Raw genomic sequence first — 22,736 nt, 5'->3', positions numbered from 1 at the left:
TCGACGGCCGACAAACGCGCTTATATTACCGGTCGACCTACGGGATGGCGTGACGACGCTCCGGATCGACCTCCACGTTCACTCTGAAGACTCTTATGACGGCCACGAGCCGGTGGATCTCATCCTCGAACACGCCGCCGACATCGATCTCGACGCCGTGGTCATCACCGACCACGACGTGATGGGAGAGTCGATTCGGGCGGCCGAACTGGCTCCAGCGTACGGACTCGTCGGAATTCCGGGCGTGGAGGTGTCGACCGCCCACGGTCATCTCCTCGCGGTCGGTGTCGATCGGATGCCCCCTCACCGGCACCCGTTCGACGAAACGGTGGCCTGGATCCGCGAGAACGGCGGTGTCGCGGTCGTTCCCCACCCGTTCCAGCGTTCGCGCCACGGAGTTCGACGGCGCTACGTCGCCGACTGTGACGCCGTCGAGGTGTTCAACGCCTGGCTGTTCACCGGCTACCGGAACCGCCGGGCTCGTCGATTCGCTGCCGAGCACGGCTACCCGGGGGTCGCCGCCAGCGACGCCCACACGCTCGAGTACGTCGGTCGCGCGTTCAGCGAGATCGACGTCGGCGACGTTCCCCGGGAGGCGGTGACCGGCGAGCACGTTCTCGATGCGATCCGGAACGGGGAGACGAGCGTTCGGGGGCGCCGGGCCCCGATCCCGATGGCCAGCAAGCATTACGCGATCGCTGCTGCACGCAAGAGCGCTTACTACAGCAAGAAAAGCGTGAAAGCCAGCGCGACGTACACGAAGGCCAGTGCACTCAAAACGGCATCGGCCGCCAAACTCGGCGCGATCCGCGGCCGCCACGGTCTCTCCCGCATCGCGTCGTTTTTCGAGTGAGTTACTCCCGACCGGACGGAGCACGTGGTGGCTGTCGACACGTCGACGAGTAGCCGAACCGAACGAAAAGACGTTTACTCCCCGTGGTCGACGGGGGTAACGTGATCCCACGGTTCCTCGGCCGACTCGGACTGGCCGATTACGTCACCACGGCGAACGCGGCACTGGGCTTTCTCGCCGCGGTAGCGGCGACCATGGACGTGGGGATCGCCGCCCGGCTGCTGTTGCTTGCGGCGATCATGGACGCACTCGACGGTATCATCGCCCGCAAATACGGATCGACCCCGGCGGGCGTGTATCTCGACTCGCTTGCGGACGTCGCCTCATTCGGCGTCGCGCCGGCGTTCCTCGTTTCCTACACCGTGCTCAGCGAGTGGGGGATGCAAGAGCCGTTCGCGCTGGTGGGGATCGCGATCGGCGCTGTGTTCGTCGCAATGGCGGTGATTCGCCTCGGTCTGTACAACGCCTACGACATCGGAACGAAAGAGACGGAGGGTGTCCAAACTACCCTCGCTGCGACGATTCTCGCGGCGGCCGTGCTCGCCGGCTACACTGCGCCGGCGTTCCTCGTGCCGCTCACCGCCATTCTCGCGGTGTTGATGGTGACACCGATAACGTATCCCGACCTTCACCCGCAAGACGCCGCAGTCATGGGAATCGTTCAGGTCCTCGCAATCGTGCTCACGGGCCAGCCCGGCGAAGTGTTCGCGTTCGCCCTGCTGTTCCTCTCGCTCGCGTATCTCCTGTTTGGTCCGCGGTTCTACTGGCAGGACCACCTCGATCTATAGGGATACGTCCGGGATCCGACGTCACATTTTCGGATTCAGTAACAACAACCGACCACGTATTCTACTCACCGAAACCCCTATTGTCTAACCTTAATAATACAGGTTGTCAATGGCGCTACTTGGTAACATGCCGCCCGAACCGGGAGATCCGGAGTGGGAAGACTGGGCGAACGAAAAACTGGCAGACGTCGATTTCGACACCAAACTGGGTCGGGAGATGGCCAGGGACGCGCTGCGGTTGGCCGACGGGGATCTGTCCGAGAGCGAATTTTACGGGCGATACCACGAGCAGGTTCTCGAAGAGTTCGGTATCGACAGGCGGGGTGAAGCGATGGAATCGGCGGAGTTCAGCGAGGGCAAAAAAAGCGGTGGCGAAACCTGTGGTTGCGGAAACTGTAGTTGTGGTGCCGCCGGAGGAAGCGGCGGTGGAGGAAGCGGCGGTGGAGGAAGCGGCAGTGGGGGAAGCGGTGGTGGAGGAGGCGGCGGTGGGGACGACGGCGCGCTGCCGGGTGTACCTGGAGAGGAGCATTCGCGTCGCTCGGTACTCAAAACTGCGGGAATGCTGGGCGCTGCGGCAGTTGGCCTGGGGAGTCTCGAGGGTGCGGCGGGCGGCGGTCACGCCGATGACGGCGACGGCGACGTCCAGATGGGAATGGCGATAAACACCAACCAGTGTGTCGCCTGTCTCCAGTGTGTCGAAGCCTGCAACGAGGAGAACAACAACACGGCCGACGCCCTGTGGATGTTCGTCCACCGATACGTCGAGGACGACTACCGTGATCGGGAGTCGTACCTCCCGCGCCCGTGTCAGCACTGTTCGGAGCCGTCGTGTTCGACGGCGTGTCCGGTGCAGGCCCGTTACAAACGCGAGGAAGACGGCATCGTGATGACCGATTACGACCTGTGTGTGGGCTGTCGCTACTGCGAAATCGCCTGTCCGTACGGCGTCAACTACCTCCAGTGGGGGGAACCACGCGAACTCGAACAGTTCGGCGATCACCTCGACATCGACAATCCACGGGAAACTACTGGTGGAGTCCACGCGGGAGGAAACCCGCCCCAGGGAGTGATGGGGAAATGTACGTTCTGCGTCCACCGGCAGGATTCCGACGACGAGGAGCTACGCGGGACGACAGCCTGCGAGGAGGTTTGTCCGGTCGATGCGATTCACTTCGGAAACCTGGAGGACTCCGAAAGCGCCCCCCGCCAGCATCTGGAAGAACTCGACGACGACGCCAGCACGTTCAGGCTGCTTGAATGGATGGGAACTGACCCGAACGTCATTTACGTCGGGGACGAGCCGGGAGGTCCCGCAACGCCGGTTGAGGGGCCGCGAACGGTCGAGGACATGCACCGGGATCTGACACGCGAACGGAAGGGGCGACCACCCGTAGAATATCCAACTCAGGGAAGTGATGAGGATGGCAGCTAGAACCGAGTACAGCTGGGACCACCTCTCGGGGGTATCGACTCGTCTCCTGGGGTTGATCGTCTTCCTTACAGCGATAGCGCTTCTTACCCTCGAGGCGATCGTCCACCAGGTCCAGCACGGCCTGGTTGTCACGGATCTGGCTGCCCAGGGAACACAGGCTGGCGCCACCTGGGGACTGTACATCGGGACGTTCGAATGGTTCGCCGGGATGGCCGTCGCCACTCTCGCGATCACGGGGTACATCCGGTTTTACGAACTCGACGAGTACGACATGATCGCCCGGATCGCCAACATCTGGGCGTTCATCTGCGGGCTCACTGCGGCCTGGCTGATCATCATCGATCTCGGGACGCCACATCGGGTGTTGACGATCCTCGCTCAGTGGCCCTCGACCGTGGTTCACTCGCCGCTCGCGTGGGACGTCACCTTCGTGACGACGCTTCTGGTGTTTACGCTGACGATGCTTTCGATATCGCTCCGACTCGACTTTCTCCGCACCGAAGGTTCACTCCCCCTGCATGCAGATGTCGTCAGGCGAGTGGTCAGCCTCGGGGCAACAGAAGCGGAGATTCCCAAACTCGAGTCGATGCGAAAGTGGCTCGGCCTCGGCCTGATGGTGCTGGCGTTCACGGCCGGGATGATCCCCGGGATCCTCCTCGGAGTCGTCGGCCAACAACCGGGCTTTTTCGGACGCGAGCAAGGGATCATATTCGTCATCAACGGGCTGGTCGCCGGGACCGCCCTCGTGACGCTTTCGGCCGGGATCTTGCGGTTGCAGTTCGACTGGCACGACAAACTCTCCGATCGTGTCATGCGTGGGCTCGGACAGGCGCTCACTACCTTCGGGTTCGTCTTCCTGGTCGTGATGTTCAACGAGGTGCTCCAGGGACTGACCGGAATGCAACAGTTCTTCGAACAGCGAATCAGCGACGCCATCCTGTTCGGCTCGCTCTCGCCGTTCTTCTATTCGAGTATCGTTCTGGTCGGGGTGCCCACGCTATTGCTCGCGATATTCAAGTACCAACTGGGTGTGAAATACATCAACGTGCTTTCATTCTCGATGATGCTTGGCGTCTGGATCAAGTCGATCCTGAAGGTCATCGAACCGCTGGTGTTCCCCGTGGTGCCCGGGTTCATCGGAAGCTACAATCCGACGATCGTCGAGTGGATCATCACCACCGGTGCGATCGCGATAGCGCTGCTTTTGTTCGTCGTTATCGCGAAAGTAATCCCTCTCGCGCGGGATTCCAGCAGGGAGGTGGATCGGTAATGGCCGCTCACCAGCTCCCCGTCGGCGCGCTCGTCATCGTGTTTCTGATCCTGATGCCCGTGTACGTGACTGTCGCAGCGTGGTTGTTCGCCGAACCGCGGGAGTATCGGACGCCGGCGATCGGATTTGTCTACATGGGTGTGATCACGGTCGCGATGATCGTCTCCACTGCACTGCTCGGGATCGGATTTTGGATTATCGCGAATCTACCGCTATGACACGAACGACCCACAGTTCACCGCAGAAGCCCTCCAAGCCAACAACCAACACACAAAATCCTTCAAAAGACTCATGACCGATTCACAAAACACGAACACGGATCCAACGTGCGCGGACTGTGACGCGGACTCGACGGACGGACCGAACGTGTGTCCCACGAAACGACGGCGAATACTCGCCGGACTGGCAGCCGGCGGGTCGGCCGCGCTGGCCGGCTGTACCGGCCTCCTCGGGGCGCCCGGGGAGCACCAGATCCGCGGAGGCGACGAGGTGTACGACGTCTCGTTTGCAGAACAGGAGACCACGATCGAAATCAGGGGCAGCCAAACAGTATTACGAGCGGCCGAAGAGCAGGACCTCTCGCTGCCGTCCGACTGTCGAGCCGGATTCTGTGGCGTCTGTCTCTCGCGGGCGGACGACGACGCCACCTCGGCCGTACACATGGCGACTAACAACTACGACCGACTGACCGAGGCAGCCGTCGAGGCGGGGTATTTCCTGCCCTGCACGAGTCAGCCACGCAGCGACTTCTCTGTGACGACCGGTATTTCCCCGGACGAGCTCGAGGAGTTCGCGCCGGATGATCCGGACAACGGCGAGGAACCGAACGACGAACCTGGAGACGTCGGGAGACGCCACGCTATCAGGTACGTCAACGAAGGATGGATCATTCCGGTCGGCGAACGACAAAATCTGCTCACCGCTGCCGAAGACGTGGGGCTCGACGAACTGCCGTACCAGTGTCGTGTGGGGCGATGTGGCGTCTGTCTCGCCCGAATCGACGGGGACGCGACCGAACTGGTCGAACACGAGTCGATCGGATACGGTCCACTCGACGAAGACGCCCTGCGTGAGGGTTACGTGCTACCGTGTACCGCACAACCCCGTGGCGAATTCGAACTCGAGTCGAACAGAGCGGGCGATCTGTGACGGGGCGCCCACCGACCGCCCGATGAGGGAGGTCACATTCCCATGTCGGCTGCCGGCTCTGGAATCGGTAGCCGGTGAGGGGAAACGCCGAGGAGTTCGGCGGCGTGATCCAGCGCCATCTCGAAGCCGTAGTAGCGTTCGAGTTCGTCACCGTCGACGCGGCGCCGAACGCGAACCATCGCATAGCCGTCAGTGTTCTGGGCGACGACGGCGGTCCGGTCGTCAATTGTGAACTGCAAGACTCTCTCCGTGTCTCTGGTGACGTACCGGGCGGTGATTCCGTCCCGCGTCAGTTCGGCTTCGTCCGTCCGGTCGCCCGTCGAGGCGTCGTCGGCCATATCCGATTGACCGGGGTCCGAATGCCTAACGGTGTCGAAAACTGTCTGTTCCTTCGGGCAGACTGATGCATCGTTACCAGTAAACAGTCTCCGGGCCACCCCACTGCCGACCCGCAACGACGATGAGGAGTGCAACACCGGCAGTAATCACGAGTGTTATTCCGGTCGCGATTCCTCCCGGTCCTACAAGCGAACTCGGGAGCTGTACCAGTCCTGCAAGTACTGTCAGTAGTGTTACTACTCCGCCGATCGCCGCGAGCAGCATGGCAGTCGAGTCGTCCATGTCCTCGTCTGCGTTGCCCCGGGAAATAAAACGTGCCGCCGTCGCTTTGGATGCCCGAACGAACGTTCCGGTGTCAACTCTCTCGGCCCTCTTACAGACAGAACATAAACGGATACACCAGCGCCACCCGGTCGCCATCGGAAAGCTGCGTGTCGAACCCGTCCAGGTTCTCGTTGAACCGACCGTTGACCATGACCCTGGCGAACGCGACGGTCTGTTCCCCTTCGGGATTCTTTCGCCAGGTTCCCGGCGGATCATCCACCGGTGCCCAGCCGCGGGCGGTCGCCTCCTCCTCCCGCGAGGCGATGATCATCGACTCGATTTCGGGATACTCCGCGAAGAATTCCTCGAGGAACTCCCGGAGGGTCGTCCCCTCGAACGTGTACTCGAACGAGTGGTCTCCCAGTTCCATGCGGACGTGACCCGTACACCGGACCTCGACGGTCGTCTCGGCGCGGTCGTCTGCTGCAGGTTGTGTGTCCTGGTCACCCCCAGTTTTTTGCGTACGCTGTGGTGTCATCGTGCGCGATAGGAGTTCTAACGGCCAAAGAAATCGGGCGAACATGTTCGTACGGGCATTCACTCGGATACGGTCCGTTGGCCCACACAACCAATGAACCCACACGCTATCGACACGGAACAGCAGCCCTTCGTCCTCATCTGGGAGGTGACCCAGGCGTGTGAACTCGAGTGCAAACACTGCCGGGCGGACGCCCAGCCGGACCGGCATCCCGACGAGCTCACGACCGCGGAGGCCGAAGCGTTTCTCGAGGACGCGGCGGAGTTCGGGAAGGGGCAGCTCGTCGTGCTCTCCGGGGGCGATCCCCTCGCCCGCGAAGACCTCGTCGACCTCGTCGAGTACGGCACGGAGCTGGGCCTCCGGATGACACTCACCCCAAGCGGGACCGAATCGCTCACCCCGGCGGTGATCGACGACCTCGCCGACGCGGGACTGAAGCGGCTCGCGGTCAGCCTCGACGGGACGACGGCGACAGCCCACGACGAGTTCCGCGGGGAGGAAGGGAGCTTTAAAAGCACGATGACAGCCGCGAGACACGCCCGCGATTCAGGCATTCCGCTCCAGCTCAACACCACCGTCTGTGCGGAGACCGTCGAGGAACTCCCTGCCCTTGCAGACCTCGCAGAGGAGTTGGGGACAGTGCTGTGGTCGGTGTTCTTCCTGGTGCCCATCGGTCGGGGACGAATCCTGGACCCGATCGATCCCGAGCGCGCCGATCGGGTGATGGAGTGGCTGCTGGATCAGGCGAACGAACGCTCTTTCGGCGTGAAGACCACCGAAGCTCCCCAGTATCGACGGGTCGCGATCCAGCGGAACAGCGACGGGAGCGCCGAAAGCGACGACCGCGACGGCATCGGCCGGCGCGTTGGAATCAGGGCGGGGGACGGCTTTGCGTTCGTCAGTCATCTGGGGCAGGTGTATCCCTCCGGGTTCCTCCCCGAACCGGCCGGCTCCGTTCGCGAAGAGAGCATCGTCGACATCTACCGCGATGCGCCGCTGTTCGAGCGACTGCGTGAGGAAGACCAGTTCAAAGGAAAGTGTGGTGCCTGCGAGTTCAAACACGTCTGTGGCGGCAGCCGATCTCGGGCGTACGCTTACAGTGGCGATCCGCTGTGTCCGTACGTGCCCGACGAGTACGACGGCCCGCTGCCACTGGAACAGTTTGCCATCACTGAAGACGCGATCTGAACGATCCGTTACTCTCGGCGTATTCTCGCTGATTCAGTCGTCTCCGCGTCGCCGCCGATCAGCGGGGGCAAGTCTTCCAGGAACTGTTTGACGATCGTCTCCTCGATCCGGTGGAGAATGTCGCTACAGGTTGACTTGGCGATGGCCAGTTCCTCGGCGAGTTCCGTCAGCGTACACTTCCTCGGGGTGTCGTAATATCCCATCTCGACTGCAGTTCGGAGCACCTCCTGTTGTCTGTATGTCAACAGCTGTTCGGGGTGTCGTCGCTCGTGGACGTATTCGACGTCGAACTCCAGCCCCATCGCCTCGAACTGCTCGCCCAGTGCCGAGAGCTTCTCGTGTGCGCCGGCGACGTCGACCGTGGCGACTCCATCCCGGATCTCGACGGGCATCTCGACGGAGATCCCGGCCTGCTTGGCAGCCGGGAGAATGACCGGCGTGGCGGTCTCGATCTGGATGGTCGCCGTCGCCTCGGTCCGCTGGAGCGTCGAGCAGTCGATCACCGTCTCGTGGTCCGTCACCTCTGCGAGAATCGCGTCCGGGTCCGGCGCGTGGATCTGAACCAGCGCGATCCCCCGACCCTCGGCTGGGATCGCGGTGAGCACGCGGAACGTCACCTCGGGATGTCGCCGGGAGATCTCTGCGATCCATGGTCCCGGCGGGAGGGTGACGTTCAGTCTGGCCTGCGTCATGTCCTCCCGTCGGGACTCCAGCCGGTAATGTGCATCGACGGGCGAGCTGTGGTCGGGCATCCGTATTCAACCTACTCCTCCAGGTGTACTCGCGTGACGTATCCCCCACACCCACACTGATCCACGTATTCGACGTCGATTTCGATCCCGTCTTTCGACCCGAACTGCTCGTGGAGCACACCGAAGAGGTAGTCGGACGGGTGGCCGTGGCTCGCGTGCGTGACGAGGTTCACGTGGCATCCGGGGGCGGTACGATCGACGGCGTCGATCGCCTCCGCGAGCACGCGATCCCTGTCGTCGGCGTGCTCGGGCCCTTCGAGGTTTGCGGACCACGACGTCTCGTGAACCTGGTCGTTGGATCCGGGTGCGGGGGATGTCGAATCACTACTCATTACTGTTTCCTCGGCGCTGCACCGGGGAGCCCGTGGCGGCGAACATGTTCGCATTAATCCGGATGGCCACCCGGACCAAACGGACGGATGTGATGCCCAAACTCGACGTCCGGGAGATCGAGGGTAAACCCTGCGATGACGTCATGGCTGCGCTGGAGGGACTGGATCGCGACGAATCACTGCTGCTGATCAACAGCTTCGAACCGGAACCGCTGTACGAGGTCCTCGAACGTCGCGGGTTCACCTACACGGCGACCAACCCGGAACCCGACTGCTGGCATATCGAGATCGAACACGCCTGAGGGATCCCTCATGCGGAGTCGCGCTGTCTCAGAGAGAACCAGATCGCACAACAGACCGACAGCGCGACGGCGACCGTGGTGATCGCGAACGCGATCCGATAGCCGAACTCCGAATAAACGACCGCTCCCGCGACGATCTCTCCCGTCCGGTACTGATCGAGCGCGATGCCCATGACCGGCGGCAAAACAGCGGCGCCGAGGAATCCCGCCCCGTTGACGGTCGCAGTGGCGACGCCGCTCGCCTCGGCCGGGTACAGTTCTTTGATCACGGGGAGTGCAAGCGCAGTGAATCCGAGGCCGAGTCCGATCACGAAGTAGGCGAGTGCGACGACGGGCAACGGGGGAGACCCCGAGACCGGAATCACGGCGAGGGCGACCGTAAACAGCCCGAGACCGACGATCATCGGGAGCAATCGCCGCCCCAGCCTGTCGGATATCCAGCCGACCACTGGGCCCCCGAGGAGCATGCCGACAGCCCCGATAAGCGTGAAGTACGAGGCCGTCGTGACGTCGAGGTCGTGGACCACGACCAGATACGGCACCCCCCAGAGCCCGATCACCGTCAGAATGGTCCCCATCGCCGAGAAAAAGACGATCGAAAGCAGCCACTGGTCGGGATCGCCCAGCAACCGTCGCAAATTCCCGAGCGTCTCCTCAAGGGTCACCGACGACGCCTCGGGAACGTTCTCGATCGGCTCGAGTCCGGCTTCGGCGGGCGAGCGCCGAACCACCACCCAGACGCCCGCTCCAGCGAGGAACCCGACCGCTGCGAACGCGAGTATCGTCGGTCGCCAGCCGAGCGCCCCGATGAGCATCGCCAGCGGCGTCGTCGCGATGATCGCTCCGAGGCCCGCCATACCGGCGGTAAGCCCCGTCATCGTCGCGAATTCGCGTGCCCGAAACCAGTTCGCACAGAACCGGATCGTGGAGATGAAAATGACTCCGCTTCCGAGACCGATCAGCGCACGGGAGAGAAACGCCGCGAGGTAGCCGTTACTGAGTGCGAACCCGACCGCACCGGCGCTGAGGGTGATCGCACCAGCCGTCCCGACGAACCGCGCGCCGTATCGGTCGGCAAGGATCCCCGTCGGGATCTGGACGAGCGCGTAAATGACGAAAAAGGAGGCGTGTAGCGTGCCCAGCTGGGACGCCGTCACACCGAACGCGGCGATCAGTTCTTCGGAGAGAACAGCCGTCGACAGACGGTGAACGTTGACGAGCAGGAAGACGCCGATCAGGGATCCCCAGCCAAGCCAGCGGCGCCTTTTCGGATCCGATAGAAGTTCCATGAGAGTAACTAACAGTGAATACGTCAATCGCACCTGGAAAGTAGGTTACGAATGAGTCGGCGAGAAATCTCTCCGTACCAGTTACGTGTCCCGAACAGCCGTCAGTACTGGAAAACACCCGATCGTGAGTACTCGAACGATCGGTCGCCCCGGAGGCAATCTTCCGGTGTCATTTATCAATCGACATTTCACAGACGATCCCCACCGACGGTTCTACACTTTCGGGTTCCGATGTCAACAGTCCACCTTCTCCAACTCTCTTCGGTGCATTGTCGTCGATTCCTCGTCCCTGGTCTCTACCTTCTCTCCCGGATAGCCACGTCAATATCCGCCAGAGCACACTCGACGGCATAGTCGGCTTTCGTATCGATTTCCGCCGCCCGATTTCTGACCGTCCCGGCGAAGGAATCGTTCTCGAGGTCCGCGGTGTTGTGCCGGACGATATATAAGGCCGACTCGAGTGCACTTTCGGCGAGTAACACGCCCGTGACAGCGTCAGGGCTGGCGTTCTCGGCACCGAGTTCGACGGCGACTTCGGCGGCTTCCAGGACCGAGAGACACGCTTCCGCGATCGTAAGCGGTACGCCGGTTGCCCGGCGTTGCTCTGTGGTCGTCTCCTCGCTGTCGGTGTCGGCTCCCCGAAGCACCGACTGCAACGCTTCGATGGCCTCGGCGTCGGCGTCCCCCAGTTGGAGCAAGCGGACGCGTGCTCGTTGCAGTTCCTCACGGGCTTCCGCGAGCAGTTCGACCTCCGCTGGCGATCGCTCGACGGTTGCCTGTTCCGCGTGAATGCAGGTCATTTCACACAATGCTGCCCCGGTCGCGCCGGCAACCGCAGCAGCGGTCCCCCCGGCTGGAACGATCCGCTCTGAAGCCACTGCCTCGAGGAACGCTCCGATCGACACCTCGCCAACGTTCATGTTCACAGTTACCCCTCCCCGGCCATTACGGTTGGCTTCAGTTCCAGCGCCCTCACGGAAGGATCGAGTGTCTGTTCGCGTCGCCAAAATTTTCAGCGACGACCTCGACCAGCGTTTCGACCAGGTCTGTTCGGTAATTGTCGCCGGGTACGGTCCAGCGGGAAATCAACTACAGATCGGGTGCGTCATTCAGATCTCTCGAACCGTCGCCCTCAGACGACTTTCCGGGGACTGAACGGAGATTCGACCCCCCCGGGCGGACAGATCCTCCGCCGTCGAACGGGGAGGATTCCCCCAGAGCCCGCTTCGCCGTCACGCGGACGAAGTCGCTCTCGTCGTCATCTGCAGTTCGCGTGAGTTCCTCACGGGCACGATCATCGTCGGTGCCGCCGAGCAGTTCCGCCGCCCACTCGCGAACCCGTTCGTCGGGGTCGGACAGCCCAGCGACGAGCGTCTCGACTGCTTCCTCGCCACGTGCTTTGTACAGCGAGATCATCGCATTCCTGCGAACTGCCGGGTGATCGTCTTCGAGCAGCCACTCGAGCACGGGGAGGCTCTCCTCGCGATCGAGCGAATCGAGCGTGACTACCGCCTCGGCGCGAACCCAGGGGTTGTCGTCGGACGCGGCTGCCTCGACCGCTTCGCGGACCGTCTCGTCGCCCTGCGACGCGAGTGCTTCGACGGCGAACTGACGCACGTCCGGATCCGGATCCTCGAGGACGGCCGTCCTGAGCGGCTCGACGGCTGCCTCGACTGCCGGACGCTGTGCGAGCGCGACGGCCGCCCGGCGCCTGTCGACGCGGTCGCCGTCCTGTAACGTCGTACAGAGTTCTTCGACAGTCGCGTCCGCGACCGGGGCCGTGTCGGTCGCGGTGAACTCTTCGGGATCGGCGGTTCCGAGCGTCACGTCGCGGCTCACTTCGATCTCCGAGAGCTCTTTCGGACCGTCACCGACCCCCGGACTGCGGGCCGGGTTCAGTCGTTCGTCCGTGGCCTTCCCGTTTCGATCGTTGCTATCCGTGTCGTGTCGGTCGTTTTCCGCCGGTTCATCTGTCATCGTTCTCCCTCACGTACCGCAATCGTTGCCGCGCCGACTGCCACCGCAGTCACAGCGGGAAGCGATACCGGGACGCCGGCGGTGAGGACGAGCCCGGCCCCGATAGCGGTCACCGGGCGCCCCTGTCGGAGCGCTCCCGAGATTGCCGCCACGGCGCCGGCGACGCCGACGGCCACGAGCACGAGCGGAACGCCGACGACCCCCAGGCCGCTGAGCAACACCGCGCCCATGATAGCCGGGGCCCCGGTGCCGATCCCGACGAGGAACGCTCCGACGAAGACCCCGAGCGCGGCGTCGATCCCGCCGACGCCGACCCACAGCGGAAGGGCAGCCAGTCCGGCGAACAGCAGGACGCCACCCATGGTTCGCAACGTCGCCGGTTCGACGCCGAGCGCCCCGACGATCGAGGCGCCGGTACCGATCAGTAGCGCACCCGTGACGCCCCAGGCGGTGACCGATCGCAGCGACGTGGCGATCGGAAGTTGGCTGGCGGCAGCAACGCTGCTGCCGACCAGCGTCGCGCCGACGGCGGGCAGGAACGCACCGTCCGCGACTGTCCCCAGAATCGCGAAGGCGCCGACGGTCACGAACCCGACCGTCCCGAGGTCGCTGTCGACCGTCGCGGCGATCACGAACCCGACCGCCCCGAGCGTCAAAAGAGCCAGAACGCCCCAGTCGACCGCGGTTGCGAACGCGGGAAGCACCTCCGCAAACCGGCTCTGTCCGAGCGTTCCGACAGTTGTCAAGACAGCCACAGTCACGAATGCGACGCCGAGCACGATCGTCCGAAACAGCTGAGGCCGCCGCTGTGGACGGAGTCGGGTCGAAGCTCGACGCGAGAGCGACGTGGTTTTGGTCATTGGTCTGTCGATGCGAGTGACCGGTGTTCGGCCGCCACGAACGCCTCGAGGAAATCGGCGAGTTCCCCGTATACGCCAGTGTTCGGTTCCGACTCGATTGCGTCACTCAGCTGCCGGGCGAACACTGTGAGGTGGCGATCCAGGAAGTCGCGTCTGGCTGCACGCGCGTCGGGATCGCCGACCGCCTCCCGTCGGGCGAGGTAGCTCGCGAACTCCAGTTGGAGGCGAAGATTGTCGTGATCTTCGCGGTTCGAGTCGTCGACGTCCAGGCCGTAGTAGTCGTACGCCCGGGCGAGATCGAGGTTGAGGTCGTGCCAGGAGACGTCGTCGCGGTGGGACGACTCGTACAGGGGGACGGAGGGCATCGGGACGCCGACCTCGAAGATGTCGTTGAACCGCGCTTTCAGCGTACGCAGGTCGTCGTCAGTTTCCAACTGGGGCGAGTCGATCTCGAGGTCGGCTCGTTCGACCAGGGTTGCAAGCTCTTGAGAGAGGCTCCCGTCATCGATGGCTTCGTACACCTGCTCGTCGGGTTCGTCGAACAGCCGCACGAAAAGCCCGTACACGGTCGCTCGACTGGCGAGTGTCGTATCGACCTCGCCGTCCTCGAGTTCGACTGTGCCTGATTCGTCGGCGGAGTCGACCGTCGTTCCATGTCCAGTCATTGTTTCACGTTCCTGATCCCGTAGACGGTCATCACGAGCACTGCGACGATCGCGAGTCCGCCGACAGTCCACAGCACCAACTCGAGCACCGACGGACCCGGCTCGGGGTCCATCGGATAGTGGTACCATTCGCTTGCGGCCTTGATACCGCCGCGCTCTGCGTTGTCGCCGTCGAACACGGCGAACGCGACGTTCAGGCGCTGGTCCGTCGCGATTTCCGTCCGCTCCCGGTCGTCAGTGGTCAGATCCCGGGTAAACACGACGGACCACTCACCGTCGTCGTGGACAGCCTGCGTGGACACAGCCGACTCGTCCATCTCGGTCGTCGAACCCATGCCGCCGGCGTACAGTTCTTCGACCTCACCGTCCCCGCTCCAGTACCAGACGTTCACGGGCTGCTCCTCGCTACCCATCTCGATCGGCGGTTCCTTGTCCTGTTCGAACGGCAGTTGGACTGCCACGCCGTCGACGAAGGCTTGCGGGTCGTCGATCTCTTCGTCCGCGGTGGCGTCATCCCACGTCAACCGGATGTGAATCCGTTCGTCGGTGTGCGCTGTTTCGACGTCGGCTAACCCGACCGCGGTGTCCTCGTATCCGGGGAGACCGCTTTCGGCGCTCGAGAGGACGACCGTCTTTGACTCTACCTCGCCCCACGCTTCCGCTTCGGGATCCTCGAGGTCATCGTCGGCGGTCATCTCCGTCACTGGAAGCTCGTTTACGCCGACCGCATATCCCAGCGCAGGGCCCGACAACGCCAGCAATACGACTGCGATGGCGGCGATCCCGACGACGACCGCGACGGCTTGACGGGTGCGGTCAGTCATCGGCGAACACCTCCATTCTGTGCTGGTTCTCCATGTCGTTCGTCGTGAGTATCTCCATCAGTTCGCTCTCTCCGCCGGCCCTGACGCGTTGGCGCTCGCGTTCGAGCGTGTCCAGGGCGGCGTGGACGTCCTCGCCGAACAGCTCCTCCAGGTACTCCGGCGGGATCCGATCGGCGTCGATGCTTTCACCTTCCTGTGTGTGTTGCCCGGGCGACATCGGCGGGATGTAGAACACGTTTGGACCGGTGTGGTACTCCTCGTGCAGTGGCAGTGCGACTTCCCACTCCTCGACGAGCTTGTAGATCGGTCCCTGCGGGTCGTCGAGCCGACCGACGTATCTGAGCTGGGTTACACACGACTCGACACATGCGGGGGCGTGCTGTTCGCCGTCGGGGCCGTTGCCCTCGATCCGGGGGTAACAGAAGATGCACTTCTCGGCGGTCTTCTCCTCCACGTTGAAGTAGATCTTGTGGTACGGACATCCCTCGACACAGTGACGGTAGCCGCGACACCGCTCCTGGTCGACGAGGACGATCCCGTCCTCGCTGCGCTTGTACACCGCCTGTCTGGGGCACGCCTCCACACAGGAGGGGTGCGTACAGTGGTTGCATAACCTGGGCAGGTAGAAGTAGTAGGAGTTGGGGAACTGTCCGTCTCCTTCGTCCTCGTCCCAGTTGGGTCCCCAGTCGGGGTCCTCCTCCGGCGCCAGATGCTCGTCGCTGCCCTCGTAGAAGATCTCCTGATGGTTGAACTCCCACGAGCGACCGTACTCCTCCAGTGACGGGATCTCGCCGGGGGACCGCTCGGTACGGTCTTCAGAGGCCCAGCCGTCGCCGACGTCCTCCCATCCCCGGGGGTAGCCTTCGCCGGGTTTGGTTTCCACGTTGTTCCAGTACATGTACTCCCTGCCCGGCTCGTCCGTCCAGTTGGTCTTACACGAAATCGTACACGTCTGACAGCCGATACATTTGTTCAGGTCGAGCACCATCGCGATCTGGTTGTCGACGCCGTCTGCGGTTTCCGTGCGGCTCATGCGGAATCACCTCCTTTCGGCTGCACCTCGACGTGGGTGTCGTTGTTCACGCCAGTGGGACCCCAGTAGTTGGGGAAGAAGTACAGGTGTTCGCCGCTCTCTTCGGGGTACTGAACCAGTTGCGTGGGCTTCATGCGCATCGGCAGCAGGTTGTTGAAGTTCTTCCGGTTCGGATACTGGAACCGCTCCCAGGCGAAGTAGTGCATCGCGGTTCCCTGTGGCAGGCTGGGGTAGTATTTGGCCACCAACTCGATCTCCGCGAGTTCGTTGTGCATGACGACCGTGTCGCCGTCGTCGATGCCACGTTCCTTCGCGTCTTCGGGGTTCAACCAGACTGTGGGCTCGCCGCGCTGGAGCCGCAACGATTTGGGGTCGTCACGCCACGTCGAGTGTTTGGCGTGTCGACCGTGCGGCTGGATGTACTCGAGGGGGTATTCGTCGGTGTCCTGTTCCTCGAGCGGCTCCTTGTAGGTCGGTAACTCCTCGTCGAAGTCGAGGAACCAGTCGTGATCGATGTAGTACTGTTGACGCCCTGTGTAGGTCCGCCACGGCACTTTGTCCTCGGTGTGATCCTGCCACGGCACGTACGCGGTGTCCTGATCGAGTTCGCCCGAAGATGTCCAGTGTGGGTCGATCCCGAGAAACCGCTGTGGCTGGTCGACGATGTCGTCGAACGTGATCTGTTCGTCGAGGTAGTCCGGATTCGTCTCGTCGGAGTGTTCCATGATGAACTCCGAGGCGGCCAGTCCGTCCGTCAGCGCATCCTCCTCGTCGGTGACCCAGTCACGGACGTAGTCGTCGTGGACTGACTGGAGATCGATCTCCCGGTCGAAGCTACGGTCCGGAATCGGGTCGATCCCGCGATCCTGGGCGATTTCCTGGATCCGTTCGGCGATCAGCCGGAAGATCTCCCAGTCGGGTTTCGACTCGCCCATCGGCTCGACTGCCGGCGTAAACGGATGGACGTACGTGTGCATGTCCGTCACGTTCAGGTCGTATTTCTCGTACCACGTCGCCGCGGGGAGCACGATGTCGCTGTACAGCGCCGTCCCGTCCATCCGGAAGTTGATGTCGACGACGAGATCCAGTTTGGGCCAGAGGTTCGCCTCGACGAACTCGGCGCCTTTCGCCTGGTCGAAGTAGTTCGCACGCCAGATGAACATCGTGTTCGGATCCGGCCGGGTTCCGTCTTCTCGTTCCTCGGGGTACATCGGCATCCATCCCTCGTCGATGGATTCTCTGATCCGATCTGCGGTGTCATACTCGCCGGACACCCAGTTGTCGTCGGATTCGAGTTCCTCGAGGATGTCGGCGTGGTAGTAAGTCCACAGCGTCGACGGCATCCCCCGAATATCTCCGGTCGGGAACGAGAGTTGCTGCCAGCCGCGGAACAGCCAGATCTTTTCCTGGCCCACGTAGTGGTCGAACCCGGTCCCGTTCTTCCCGAGGTTGCCGGTGAGCGTGACCAGAAGCTGGAGCGCCCGGTTGCCCAGATCGTTGTGATACCACGCGTTGACGCCCTTGCCGTGGATAATCTTCGCCCGGTCGGCATTCGCGAACTCGCGGGCGATCCGCTGGTACGTTTCCGTCCCGACACCCGTCTCGTCGTGGACGGTCTCTGGGGTGTATTCGGCGAGTCGCTCCTGGAGTTTGTTCCACACGGATCGCACCGGGACGTCCCCGTCGTCTGTACTGACGGTCGTGCGAACGTCGAGCTGTGGATCGAAGTCCAGTTCGATCGAGGCGTCGAAATCGGTTCGACCGTCGCGGTCGCCGACTGACCCTTTCGCGAGTCGGAACGCTCCGTCCCCGTCGACCATCACCATTGCGTGCTCCGGGTCGTCAGCGTCGATCCCGACCTCCGAGGCCCGGAGGAACTTGCCGGTGTCCTCCCGGACCAAAAGCGGCATGTCCGTCTGCTCTTTCAGGTGCTCCTGATCGTACAGCTCCTCGTCGACGATGACGTTAGCCATCCCGAGCGCCAGCGCCGCGTCGGAGCCGTATTCCGGGCCCAGCCACTCGTCGGTGTGGATCGCGGTCTGCGAGTAGTCAGAGAAGATCCCGACTGTCTTTGCTCCGTCGTATCTGGACTCGACGAAGTACTTCGCGTCGGGGATCCGTGTCATGTTGATGTTCGATCCCCACGCGATGATGTAGTCGGCGTTGTACCAGTCGGAACTCTCGGCGTTGTCCGTCTGGTGACCCCACGTCAGCGGCTGTCCCGGCGGGAGGTCACAGTACCAGTCGTAAAACGAATGGGAGACGCCACCGAGGAGGTTGACAAGCCGAGTCCCGGAGGCGAACGACACCGGGCTCATCGCGGGGATCGGAGTGTAGCTGTCGATCCCGTCGTATTCGCCTTCCTGGACCTTCTCGATTACGTGCTCGGCGATCTCGTCGAGCGCTTCGTCCCAGGAGATACGCTCCCACTTCCCTTCGCCACGCTCCCCGGTCCGGCGGAGCGGGTATTTCACGCGGTGGTCGGCGTTGACGTAATCACTGAAGCAAGCACCGTTCTGACAGCCCCGAGGGTTGTTCGACGGGAGCTCCTCGTTGATGTCCGGGTAGTCGCTGGCCTGCTCTTCGCGCCACACCTGGCCGTTTTTGACGTAGACGTTCCACGAACAGCTGCCGGTACAGTTGATCCCGTGGGTGGAGCGGGCGACGCTGTCCCAGTCCCACTCCTCGCGATAGAGGTCTTCCCACTCGCGGTACGGGTAGTTGCCGATCGGATCGTCGACCGTCTCCAGGCCGCCGAAGTTCAGCAGTTCCGATGCGGCACCGAGCCCGCTGGCACCAGCAAGGGCGGCGAGCCCGGTTCCCTGCAGGAAGCGACGGCGGTCGACGCCGCCCTCGCTTCCGGAGCTGTTCGCGTCGTCGGTTCGGTCGGTCGTGTCGTGTGGATCCGTCTTGCTCATGTAGGTTCACCTTCGAAGGCGTCCGTCGATCCGGCGTCGGTTGCCGGCGTCGTTTCGATCGGGACAGTGCTCAACGCGAGAACTACGCCCGCAAGCGCGAGCGCGATCCCCCCGCCGGAAACGATACCGACCTCGAGGGCGACGGCGACGGCCAGGACGCCCGCGAGCTTCGTGAGCCGGTCGGTCCACCGGTACGTCCGGCGATCCAGGACCGGCAGCCGTTCACGCATCCTCGTCACCTCCGGACGGTCCCGACGGCTCCGGGCCGTCCCCGGAGTCGTCGGCGAAGCCACCCAGCGTCGCGTAGACGATCAGCCATGCCACGATCGGCAGGATAATCGCAAGCGACAGCAGGATCGGATTGAGGCTGCTCGTCGCGATGCCGGTGAGATCCGAGACCACCGTGTTCATTCCCCCGAGCGACAACATCGACAGGAAGACGATCCCCGCCACGCCGGTGGCGGTCTGCCAATCTCGCTCGAGTGGATCGACGACGAAGTGGCCTGGCTCCTCGTACCGGTCGATGAACGGCCACACGAGGACCAGGAGGATGACGAGTCCCGTGACCAGTACGCCGCCCACGAACTCGACTGTCAGCGGCCCGACGCCGACCCAGTCGGGGAGCAGCTTCAGGATGCCGAACATCCACATCAGATACCAGTCCGGTAAAACCAGCTCGGGCGTGCTCGTCGGATCGTACGGGCCGTACTCAACGATGTTGTGGACCGAGAAGAACCCGGAGAGAAGCGACAGTGTCCCGAGCGTGAGGAAGAACACGATCGCACTGAGTGCGGCCTGCTGGGGGAACAACGGAAGCCCGACGACGACGCCGTCGTCGTCCCGATCGACGGTTCTGTCGCCGCCGGCCGCCGCGGCGGTTTCGGGTTGTCCGCCGTCTGTGCTCGTTGGTTCGTTCGAAAGGCCCAGCTCGGACCCACCTTCGTCAACAGGCGACGCCGTCGGGGCGTCTGCGGGCGTCACCGGTTCTCCGGTGAAATCTTCGTCTCGCTCACCTTCCGTGTGTTTCTGTCTGTAAAGAATCACCATGTGCGCTGCGAGCAAGATCCCGATGAGAAGCGGGATCACGAGCACGTGCAGGAAGTACATCCGGGGGATCGACAGCGCAGTCGGGTAGTCGCCCCCGAAGAAGATCCACGCGATCGAATCGCCCACGATCGGGGTCGAACTCGCAACCACGTATCCGATGCTCGCTGCTTCCGCTGCGAAGTTGTCGTACGGGAGCACGTACCCCGTGAATCCGGCGGCCATCCCAAGAACCACGAGCAGAACACCGATCACCCAGTTGGGTTCCCGCGGGTTCCGGTAGGCACCCTGGAAGAACACCCGCATCATGTGCAGCGCGGCACTGGCGATGAACAGGTGTGCTGCCCAGTGGTGGATCCGTCGGATGAACATCCCATAGGAGATGTCGTAGGTGATCGCGAGCACGCTCGCGAACGCCTGCGGGACCTCCTCCCCGTGGAACTGGGCGATGCTGCCCTGGTACTCCACCATCGCGGTGTTCGGCTGGTAGAAGAAGCCGAGGAAGATCCCGGTCAACACCAGCACCACGAAGCTGAACAGCGCGACTTCTCCGAGGAGGAACGAGTCCTCCGCCGGAAACGCTTTGCCGAGGGTACTCCGTTCGGAATCGAGATCCAGTCGCTCGTCGAACCACTCGTAGCCGCGCCGGTAGTATCGGTCGAGTCGGCTCATCTCACTCCACCCCCACCGGAGCAAGGAAATCCCCGGTCGCGATAAGGTACCCCTCGGCGCTCAACGTGATCGGCAGTTGCGGCAGGGGACGCGGTGGCGGTCCCCCGACGACTGCTGCCCCGTCGAGCGGATCAAACTCCCCGATGTGACACGGGCACACCAGAATGTTTCCGTCGACCTGGCTCACCATGCAAGCCATGTGGGGACAGATCTTCGAAAACGCCGCGTACCCGCTCACGATGTGTTCGAGTGCGGTTTCCTCGGCGTACTCCTGTTCGGGATGACGAACGAGTAGCGTCGGTGCGTCGCGGATGTCCGGTCTCGGCTCCGGAAAGACGGTTATGACGTCCCCATACTCGAGGTCCTCCTCGTGGATCCGCTCGCCGTCAGCGTCCACGAGGTGAATGTTCTCCTCGTATACGGGGCCGGTGTAGGCGGGATCCAGCACGTCGACGTCCCGGAGTGCGGAAAGCGGTGCTGCGAGACTCAGCGCGGAGGCGACGCCGCCGACCGTAACGATTCCCTTCGTGAGGGTTCGACGCTGGACTTGTGCCCGGTCGTCGCGGAAGATGCTCGGATACTCCTCGCCATCACAGCTCTCATCACATGGCTGGTTGGGGGTTCCACAGCGGTCGTTGCCCGAACCGGTTGTCACGGTGTCTCACCTCCGACATCGTGCCCTCGGTGCTCGGCGACCTCGACGTGGGGCATGAACCACGCGTAAAACGCGGCGGTCATCGCGGCCAGCGAGACGAACATTCCCGTCGCGTACAGGCCGATGTACTGGGTGCGCACGAGGGTGGCGAACTCGGCGGCAAAAAGCATCGCACAGGCGATCGCAAGCACCGACAGCGCTGCGACTACCACCAACCCTTCCGAGGATTCGCCCCCGGGATGGTACTCGACGACCCACCGCTTTTCAGTGACAAACCAGTCAGGAACGACGAACTGTCCGCCGTCGGCCTCAGGGAAGGCGGGCCGGGTCGCCGATTCCATGAAACGGTGGAGTCCGGCGAGCACGCCCAGCAGACCCAGCAGTGCGATCCAGGTGATTACCCCCACCTGGCTCGGCGTGAGCTTTCCGGGAACCGCGATGAATCCGTCCAGCGGCCTGATGTCCGTGAGGGCGTAATTGATCTCCAGGACCCCCGTAGGGAGCCCGCCGTAGAGGGCGGTTATCCACATCGGAACGATCGCCGCCGCGACGACGAGCCAGACGACAGCCGCTCGTCGTCTCACGGCGGTACACCTCTGCGGTGTCTGGGGCGGGACCTGTTCCCGCTACTATACGGTTCGCTATCTGTACAGACAGTCGTGGCAATCATCGTCGACAGGTGTATCGAAGCAAACCGGGGCGGTGTATCTCACTCCGGACCGGTCCGGGACTTTAAGACCCCTCCCGTTTTCGATCGAAAGCAAACTCGAAGCGGAAGTCCGGAGGGACATAATAATAACCGGTAGCAGCACGATCAGCCAATCATTATTGGATCTTCGGAACTGTGGTTATCGGATTAACACATCTGCTTATGCACCACACAGTAGTTATTCGAACTACGGATGAGTATCAAAGAGTACGGGGGGAACACAGGGGGATCGATCGACCGTACGAAAGGGAACTGTGCCCGCCTGGAACTTCGCCTCAGGCCGGGCCCCGCCTACTCGTGTCCGTTGACACGCCCGTTCGGCTCCCCCGGCGGGGAGCCCCGGACCTCGCGCCGGCTCGAGGGGACGGAGGTATCAGACATTCAGTTCGCAAGGAGCGAGTCGGGATGTCTCATCGACTTCGTGTTAGAAAGCGGCGAAGTCGTGTCGATGAGCGGCCGGGAAGAGAACGCGTCCTGTCTTTGCGATACGTTCCAGCGATTCGACTGCGTTCCAAAGTACACCGGCGTGTCCGACGGCTGGTTGCACGTGACGACCCATATCAGTGACAGAAATGGGATCAGGCCACTCGTAACCGAGTTGAAATCGACCGTCGAATCCGTCGCCGTGGATCGCCTCGTCGTGTCCGAACCCGGAAACTGTGGCGATCTGGTGCTGTTCGATCGATCGACATTGACCGAGAAACAGCGCGAGGCAGTCGAGGTAGCTGTCGAACGTGGCTATTTTAAAAGCGGCGCGGACGTACACCTCGAGGAGATCGCAGGCGAACTCGACATCAGCAAATCCGCACTCTCGGAGCGTCTCCGCACCGCCCAGTCGAAACTCGTGACGGACCTCTTCTAGCGGTCGCCAGCCTCCCCACCG

The 22,736-nt window shown here is 62.9% G+C and carries 26 protein-coding genes; 9 read left to right on the top strand and 17 right to left on the bottom strand.

Going from position 1 to position 22,736, the window contains the following annotated elements:
* Window positions 1–49: 49 nt before the first annotated feature.
* The 6 genes from RH858_RS13295 (at window position 50) to RH858_RS13270 (ending at window position 5,492) form a co-directional block, all read left to right on the top strand.
* The gene (locus RH858_RS13295; protein WP_259532936.1) at window positions 50–853 is read left to right on the top strand and encodes a PHP domain-containing protein; all 804 of its coding nucleotides are present in this window, start codon (window positions 50–52) and stop codon (window positions 851–853) included.
* 101 nt (window positions 854–954) lie between these two features.
* Window positions 955–1,641: a protein sorting system archaetidylserine synthase gene (locus RH858_RS13290; RefSeq protein ID WP_310562125.1), complete on the top strand. Its 687-nt coding sequence runs from the start codon at window positions 955–957 to the stop codon at window positions 1,639–1,641.
* Between the two features lie 109 nt (window positions 1,642–1,750).
* Complete coding sequence (locus RH858_RS13285; RefSeq protein ID WP_310562124.1) at window positions 1,751–3,073, top strand: 4Fe-4S ferredoxin N-terminal domain-containing protein; 1,323 nt, start codon at window positions 1,751–1,753, stop codon at window positions 3,071–3,073.
* Complete coding sequence (nrfD, locus tag RH858_RS13280; RefSeq protein ID WP_310562123.1) at window positions 3,063–4,343, top strand: NrfD/PsrC family molybdoenzyme membrane anchor subunit; 1,281 nt, start codon at window positions 3,063–3,065, stop codon at window positions 4,341–4,343. Before RH858_RS13285 ends, nrfD begins: the two co-directional genes overlap by 11 nt.
* On the top strand, window positions 4,343–4,561 hold the full coding sequence (locus RH858_RS13275) for a hypothetical protein (RefSeq protein WP_310562122.1): 219 nt from the start codon (window positions 4,343–4,345) through the stop codon (window positions 4,559–4,561). The genes nrfD and RH858_RS13275 overlap by 1 nt, the downstream gene beginning before the upstream one ends.
* A 73-nt stretch (window positions 4,562–4,634) precedes the next feature.
* Window positions 4,635–5,492, top strand: coding sequence for a 2Fe-2S iron-sulfur cluster binding domain-containing protein (locus RH858_RS13270; RefSeq protein ID WP_310562121.1), 858 nt, complete (start codon window positions 4,635–4,637; stop codon window positions 5,490–5,492).
* A gap of 32 nt (window positions 5,493–5,524) precedes the next feature.
* Here RH858_RS13270 and RH858_RS13265 read toward each other — a convergent pair whose 3' ends face one another.
* The 3 genes from RH858_RS13265 to RH858_RS13255 form a co-directional block, all read right to left on the bottom strand.
* Complete coding sequence (locus tag RH858_RS13265; protein WP_259532930.1) at window positions 5,525–5,830, bottom strand: hypothetical protein; 306 nt, start codon at window positions 5,828–5,830, stop codon at window positions 5,525–5,527.
* A gap of 73 nt (window positions 5,831–5,903) precedes the next feature.
* Complete coding sequence (locus RH858_RS13260) at window positions 5,904–6,113, bottom strand: hypothetical protein (protein ID WP_259532929.1); 210 nt, start codon at window positions 6,111–6,113, stop codon at window positions 5,904–5,906.
* Window positions 6,114–6,204: 91 nt separating this feature from the next.
* Window positions 6,205–6,633: a MoaD/ThiS family protein gene (locus RH858_RS13255; RefSeq protein ID WP_259532928.1), complete on the bottom strand. Its 429-nt coding sequence runs from the start codon at window positions 6,631–6,633 to the stop codon at window positions 6,205–6,207.
* 93 nt (window positions 6,634–6,726) lie between these two features.
* Between RH858_RS13255 and RH858_RS13250 the strand changes: the two genes are divergently transcribed.
* A complete protein-coding gene (locus RH858_RS13250) occupies window positions 6,727–7,821 on the top strand; it encodes a TIGR04053 family radical SAM/SPASM domain-containing protein (protein ID WP_310562120.1) in 1,095 nt (364 codons plus the stop codon).
* Window positions 7,822–7,829: 8 nt separating this feature from the next.
* Here the strand turns inward: RH858_RS13250 and RH858_RS13245 are convergent, their stop codons facing one another.
* Both RH858_RS13245 and RH858_RS13240 read right to left on the bottom strand, forming a co-directional pair.
* A complete protein-coding gene (locus RH858_RS13245; RefSeq protein WP_259532926.1) occupies window positions 7,830–8,573 on the bottom strand; it encodes a helix-turn-helix domain-containing protein in 744 nt (247 codons plus the stop codon).
* A gap of 11 nt (window positions 8,574–8,584) precedes the next feature.
* Window positions 8,585–8,905: a CGCGG family rSAM-modified RiPP protein gene (locus RH858_RS13240; RefSeq protein ID WP_259532925.1), complete on the bottom strand. Its 321-nt coding sequence runs from the start codon at window positions 8,903–8,905 to the stop codon at window positions 8,585–8,587.
* Window positions 8,906–8,949: 44 nt separating this feature from the next.
* On the opposite strand from RH858_RS13240, the gene RH858_RS13235 reads away from it, so the two are divergent.
* A complete protein-coding gene (locus RH858_RS13235) occupies window positions 8,950–9,207 on the top strand; it encodes a DUF2249 domain-containing protein (protein ID WP_259532924.1) in 258 nt (85 codons plus the stop codon).
* An 8-nt stretch (window positions 9,208–9,215) separates the two neighbouring features.
* Here the strand turns inward: RH858_RS13235 and RH858_RS13230 are convergent, their stop codons facing one another.
* From RH858_RS13230 to RH858_RS13175, 12 genes are all read right to left on the bottom strand, one after another.
* Entirely contained in the window at window positions 9,216–10,496 is a 1,281-nt protein-coding gene (locus RH858_RS13230; protein WP_310562119.1) for an MFS transporter, read from the bottom strand.
* Window positions 10,497–10,792: 296 nt separating this feature from the next.
* Window positions 10,793–11,416, bottom strand: a complete 624-nt coding sequence (locus tag RH858_RS13225; protein ID WP_310562118.1) for a cyclodeaminase/cyclohydrolase family protein — start codon at window positions 11,414–11,416, stop codon at window positions 10,793–10,795.
* A gap of 169 nt (window positions 11,417–11,585) precedes the next feature.
* Window positions 11,586–12,473, bottom strand: a complete 888-nt coding sequence (locus tag RH858_RS13220) for a HEAT repeat domain-containing protein (protein WP_310562117.1) — start codon at window positions 12,471–12,473, stop codon at window positions 11,586–11,588.
* Window positions 12,470–13,333: a hypothetical protein gene (locus RH858_RS13215; RefSeq protein WP_310562116.1), complete on the bottom strand. Its 864-nt coding sequence runs from the start codon at window positions 13,331–13,333 to the stop codon at window positions 12,470–12,472. Before RH858_RS13215 ends, RH858_RS13220 begins: the two co-directional genes overlap by 4 nt.
* Entirely contained in the window at window positions 13,330–13,998 is a 669-nt protein-coding gene (locus RH858_RS13210) for a molecular chaperone TorD family protein (protein ID WP_310562115.1), read from the bottom strand. Before RH858_RS13210 ends, RH858_RS13215 begins: the two co-directional genes overlap by 4 nt.
* Complete coding sequence (locus RH858_RS13205) at window positions 13,995–14,822, bottom strand: ethylbenzene dehydrogenase-related protein (protein WP_310562114.1); 828 nt, start codon at window positions 14,820–14,822, stop codon at window positions 13,995–13,997. The genes RH858_RS13210 and RH858_RS13205 overlap by 4 nt, the downstream gene beginning before the upstream one ends.
* Complete coding sequence (locus tag RH858_RS13200; protein ID WP_310562113.1) at window positions 14,815–15,855, bottom strand: 4Fe-4S dicluster domain-containing protein; 1,041 nt, start codon at window positions 15,853–15,855, stop codon at window positions 14,815–14,817. The genes RH858_RS13205 and RH858_RS13200 overlap by 8 nt, the downstream gene beginning before the upstream one ends.
* Window positions 15,852–18,773 (bottom strand): molybdopterin-dependent oxidoreductase, encoded by a 2,922-nt coding sequence (locus RH858_RS13195; protein ID WP_310562112.1) that lies wholly within the window; start codon window positions 18,771–18,773, stop codon window positions 15,852–15,854. The genes RH858_RS13200 and RH858_RS13195 overlap by 4 nt, the downstream gene beginning before the upstream one ends.
* The gene (locus RH858_RS13190; RefSeq protein WP_310562111.1) at window positions 18,770–19,003 is read right to left on the bottom strand and encodes a hypothetical protein; all 234 of its coding nucleotides are present in this window, start codon (window positions 19,001–19,003) and stop codon (window positions 18,770–18,772) included. Before RH858_RS13190 ends, RH858_RS13195 begins: the two co-directional genes overlap by 4 nt.
* A complete protein-coding gene (locus tag RH858_RS13185; protein ID WP_310562110.1) occupies window positions 18,996–20,489 on the bottom strand; it encodes a cytochrome bc complex cytochrome b subunit in 1,494 nt (497 codons plus the stop codon). The genes RH858_RS13190 and RH858_RS13185 overlap by 8 nt, the downstream gene beginning before the upstream one ends.
* Before the next feature lies 1 nt (window position 20,490).
* On the bottom strand, window positions 20,491–21,144 hold the full coding sequence (locus RH858_RS13180) for a Rieske (2Fe-2S) protein (RefSeq protein ID WP_310562109.1): 654 nt from the start codon (window positions 21,142–21,144) through the stop codon (window positions 20,491–20,493).
* Window positions 21,141–21,728, bottom strand: a complete 588-nt coding sequence (locus tag RH858_RS13175) for a hypothetical protein (RefSeq protein ID WP_310562108.1) — start codon at window positions 21,726–21,728, stop codon at window positions 21,141–21,143. Before RH858_RS13175 ends, RH858_RS13180 begins: the two co-directional genes overlap by 4 nt.
* Window positions 21,729–22,046: 318 nt before the next feature.
* Here RH858_RS13175 and RH858_RS13170 point away from each other — a divergent pair, with 318 nt between their 5' ends.
* Window positions 22,047–22,715, top strand: coding sequence for a helix-turn-helix domain-containing protein (locus RH858_RS13170; RefSeq protein ID WP_310562107.1), 669 nt, complete (start codon window positions 22,047–22,049; stop codon window positions 22,713–22,715).
* Window positions 22,716–22,736: the final 21 nt, after the last annotated feature.

This window comes from Halalkaliarchaeum sp. AArc-GB (genome assembly GCF_031432225.1).
GTDB lineage: Archaea > Halobacteriota > Halobacteria > Halobacteriales > Haloferacaceae > Halalkaliarchaeum.
Note: the sequence above shows the minus strand (reverse complement) of the source record. Positions and strands in the feature narration are given on the sequence as shown.

Coding starts and splice junctions, on each gene's coding strand:
- RH858_RS13250 (WP_310562120.1), top strand. CDS start 6,727: ATGAACCCACACGCTATCGACACGGAACAGCAGCCCTTCGTCCTCATC.
- RH858_RS13275 (WP_310562122.1), top strand. CDS start 4,343: ATGGCCGCTCACCAGCTCCCCGTCGGCGCGCTCGTCATCGTGTTTCTG.
- RH858_RS13185 (WP_310562110.1), bottom strand. CDS start 20,489: ATGAGCCGACTCGACCGATACTACCGGCGCGGCTACGAGTGGTTCGAC.
- RH858_RS13220 (WP_310562117.1), bottom strand. CDS start 12,473: ATGACAGATGAACCGGCGGAAAACGACCGACACGACACGGATAGCAAC.
- RH858_RS13210 (WP_310562115.1), bottom strand. CDS start 13,998: ATGACTGGACATGGAACGACGGTCGACTCCGCCGACGAATCAGGCACA.
- RH858_RS13235 (WP_259532924.1), top strand. CDS start 8,950: ATGTTCGCATTAATCCGGATGGCCACCCGGACCAAACGGACGGATGTG.
- nrfD (WP_310562123.1), top strand. CDS start 3,063: ATGGCAGCTAGAACCGAGTACAGCTGGGACCACCTCTCGGGGGTATCG.
- RH858_RS13200 (WP_310562113.1), bottom strand. CDS start 15,855: ATGAGCCGCACGGAAACCGCAGACGGCGTCGACAACCAGATCGCGATG.
- RH858_RS13285 (WP_310562124.1), top strand. CDS start 1,751: ATGGCGCTACTTGGTAACATGCCGCCCGAACCGGGAGATCCGGAGTGG.
- RH858_RS13215 (WP_310562116.1), bottom strand. CDS start 13,333: ATGACCAAAACCACGTCGCTCTCGCGTCGAGCTTCGACCCGACTCCGT.
- RH858_RS13195 (WP_310562112.1), bottom strand. CDS start 18,773: ATGAGCAAGACGGATCCACACGACACGACCGACCGAACCGACGACGCG.
- RH858_RS13255 (WP_259532928.1), bottom strand. CDS start 6,633: ATGACACCACAGCGTACGCAAAAAACTGGGGGTGACCAGGACACACAA.
- RH858_RS13225 (WP_310562118.1), bottom strand. CDS start 11,416: ATGAACGTTGGCGAGGTGTCGATCGGAGCGTTCCTCGAGGCAGTGGCT.
- RH858_RS13240 (WP_259532925.1), bottom strand. CDS start 8,905: ATGAGTAGTGATTCGACATCCCCCGCACCCGGATCCAACGACCAGGTT.
- RH858_RS13270 (WP_310562121.1), top strand. CDS start 4,635: ATGACCGATTCACAAAACACGAACACGGATCCAACGTGCGCGGACTGT.
- RH858_RS13230 (WP_310562119.1), bottom strand. CDS start 10,496: ATGGAACTTCTATCGGATCCGAAAAGGCGCCGCTGGCTTGGCTGGGGA.
- RH858_RS13245 (WP_259532926.1), bottom strand. CDS start 8,573: ATGCCCGACCACAGCTCGCCCGTCGATGCACATTACCGGCTGGAGTCC.
- RH858_RS13265 (WP_259532930.1), bottom strand. CDS start 5,830: ATGGCCGACGACGCCTCGACGGGCGACCGGACGGACGAAGCCGAACTG.
- RH858_RS13170 (WP_310562107.1), top strand. CDS start 22,047: ATGAGTATCAAAGAGTACGGGGGGAACACAGGGGGATCGATCGACCGT.
- RH858_RS13190 (WP_310562111.1), bottom strand. CDS start 19,003: ATGCGTGAACGGCTGCCGGTCCTGGATCGCCGGACGTACCGGTGGACC.
- RH858_RS13260 (WP_259532929.1), bottom strand. CDS start 6,113: ATGGACGACTCGACTGCCATGCTGCTCGCGGCGATCGGCGGAGTAGTA.
- RH858_RS13205 (WP_310562114.1), bottom strand. CDS start 14,822: ATGACTGACCGCACCCGTCAAGCCGTCGCGGTCGTCGTCGGGATCGCC.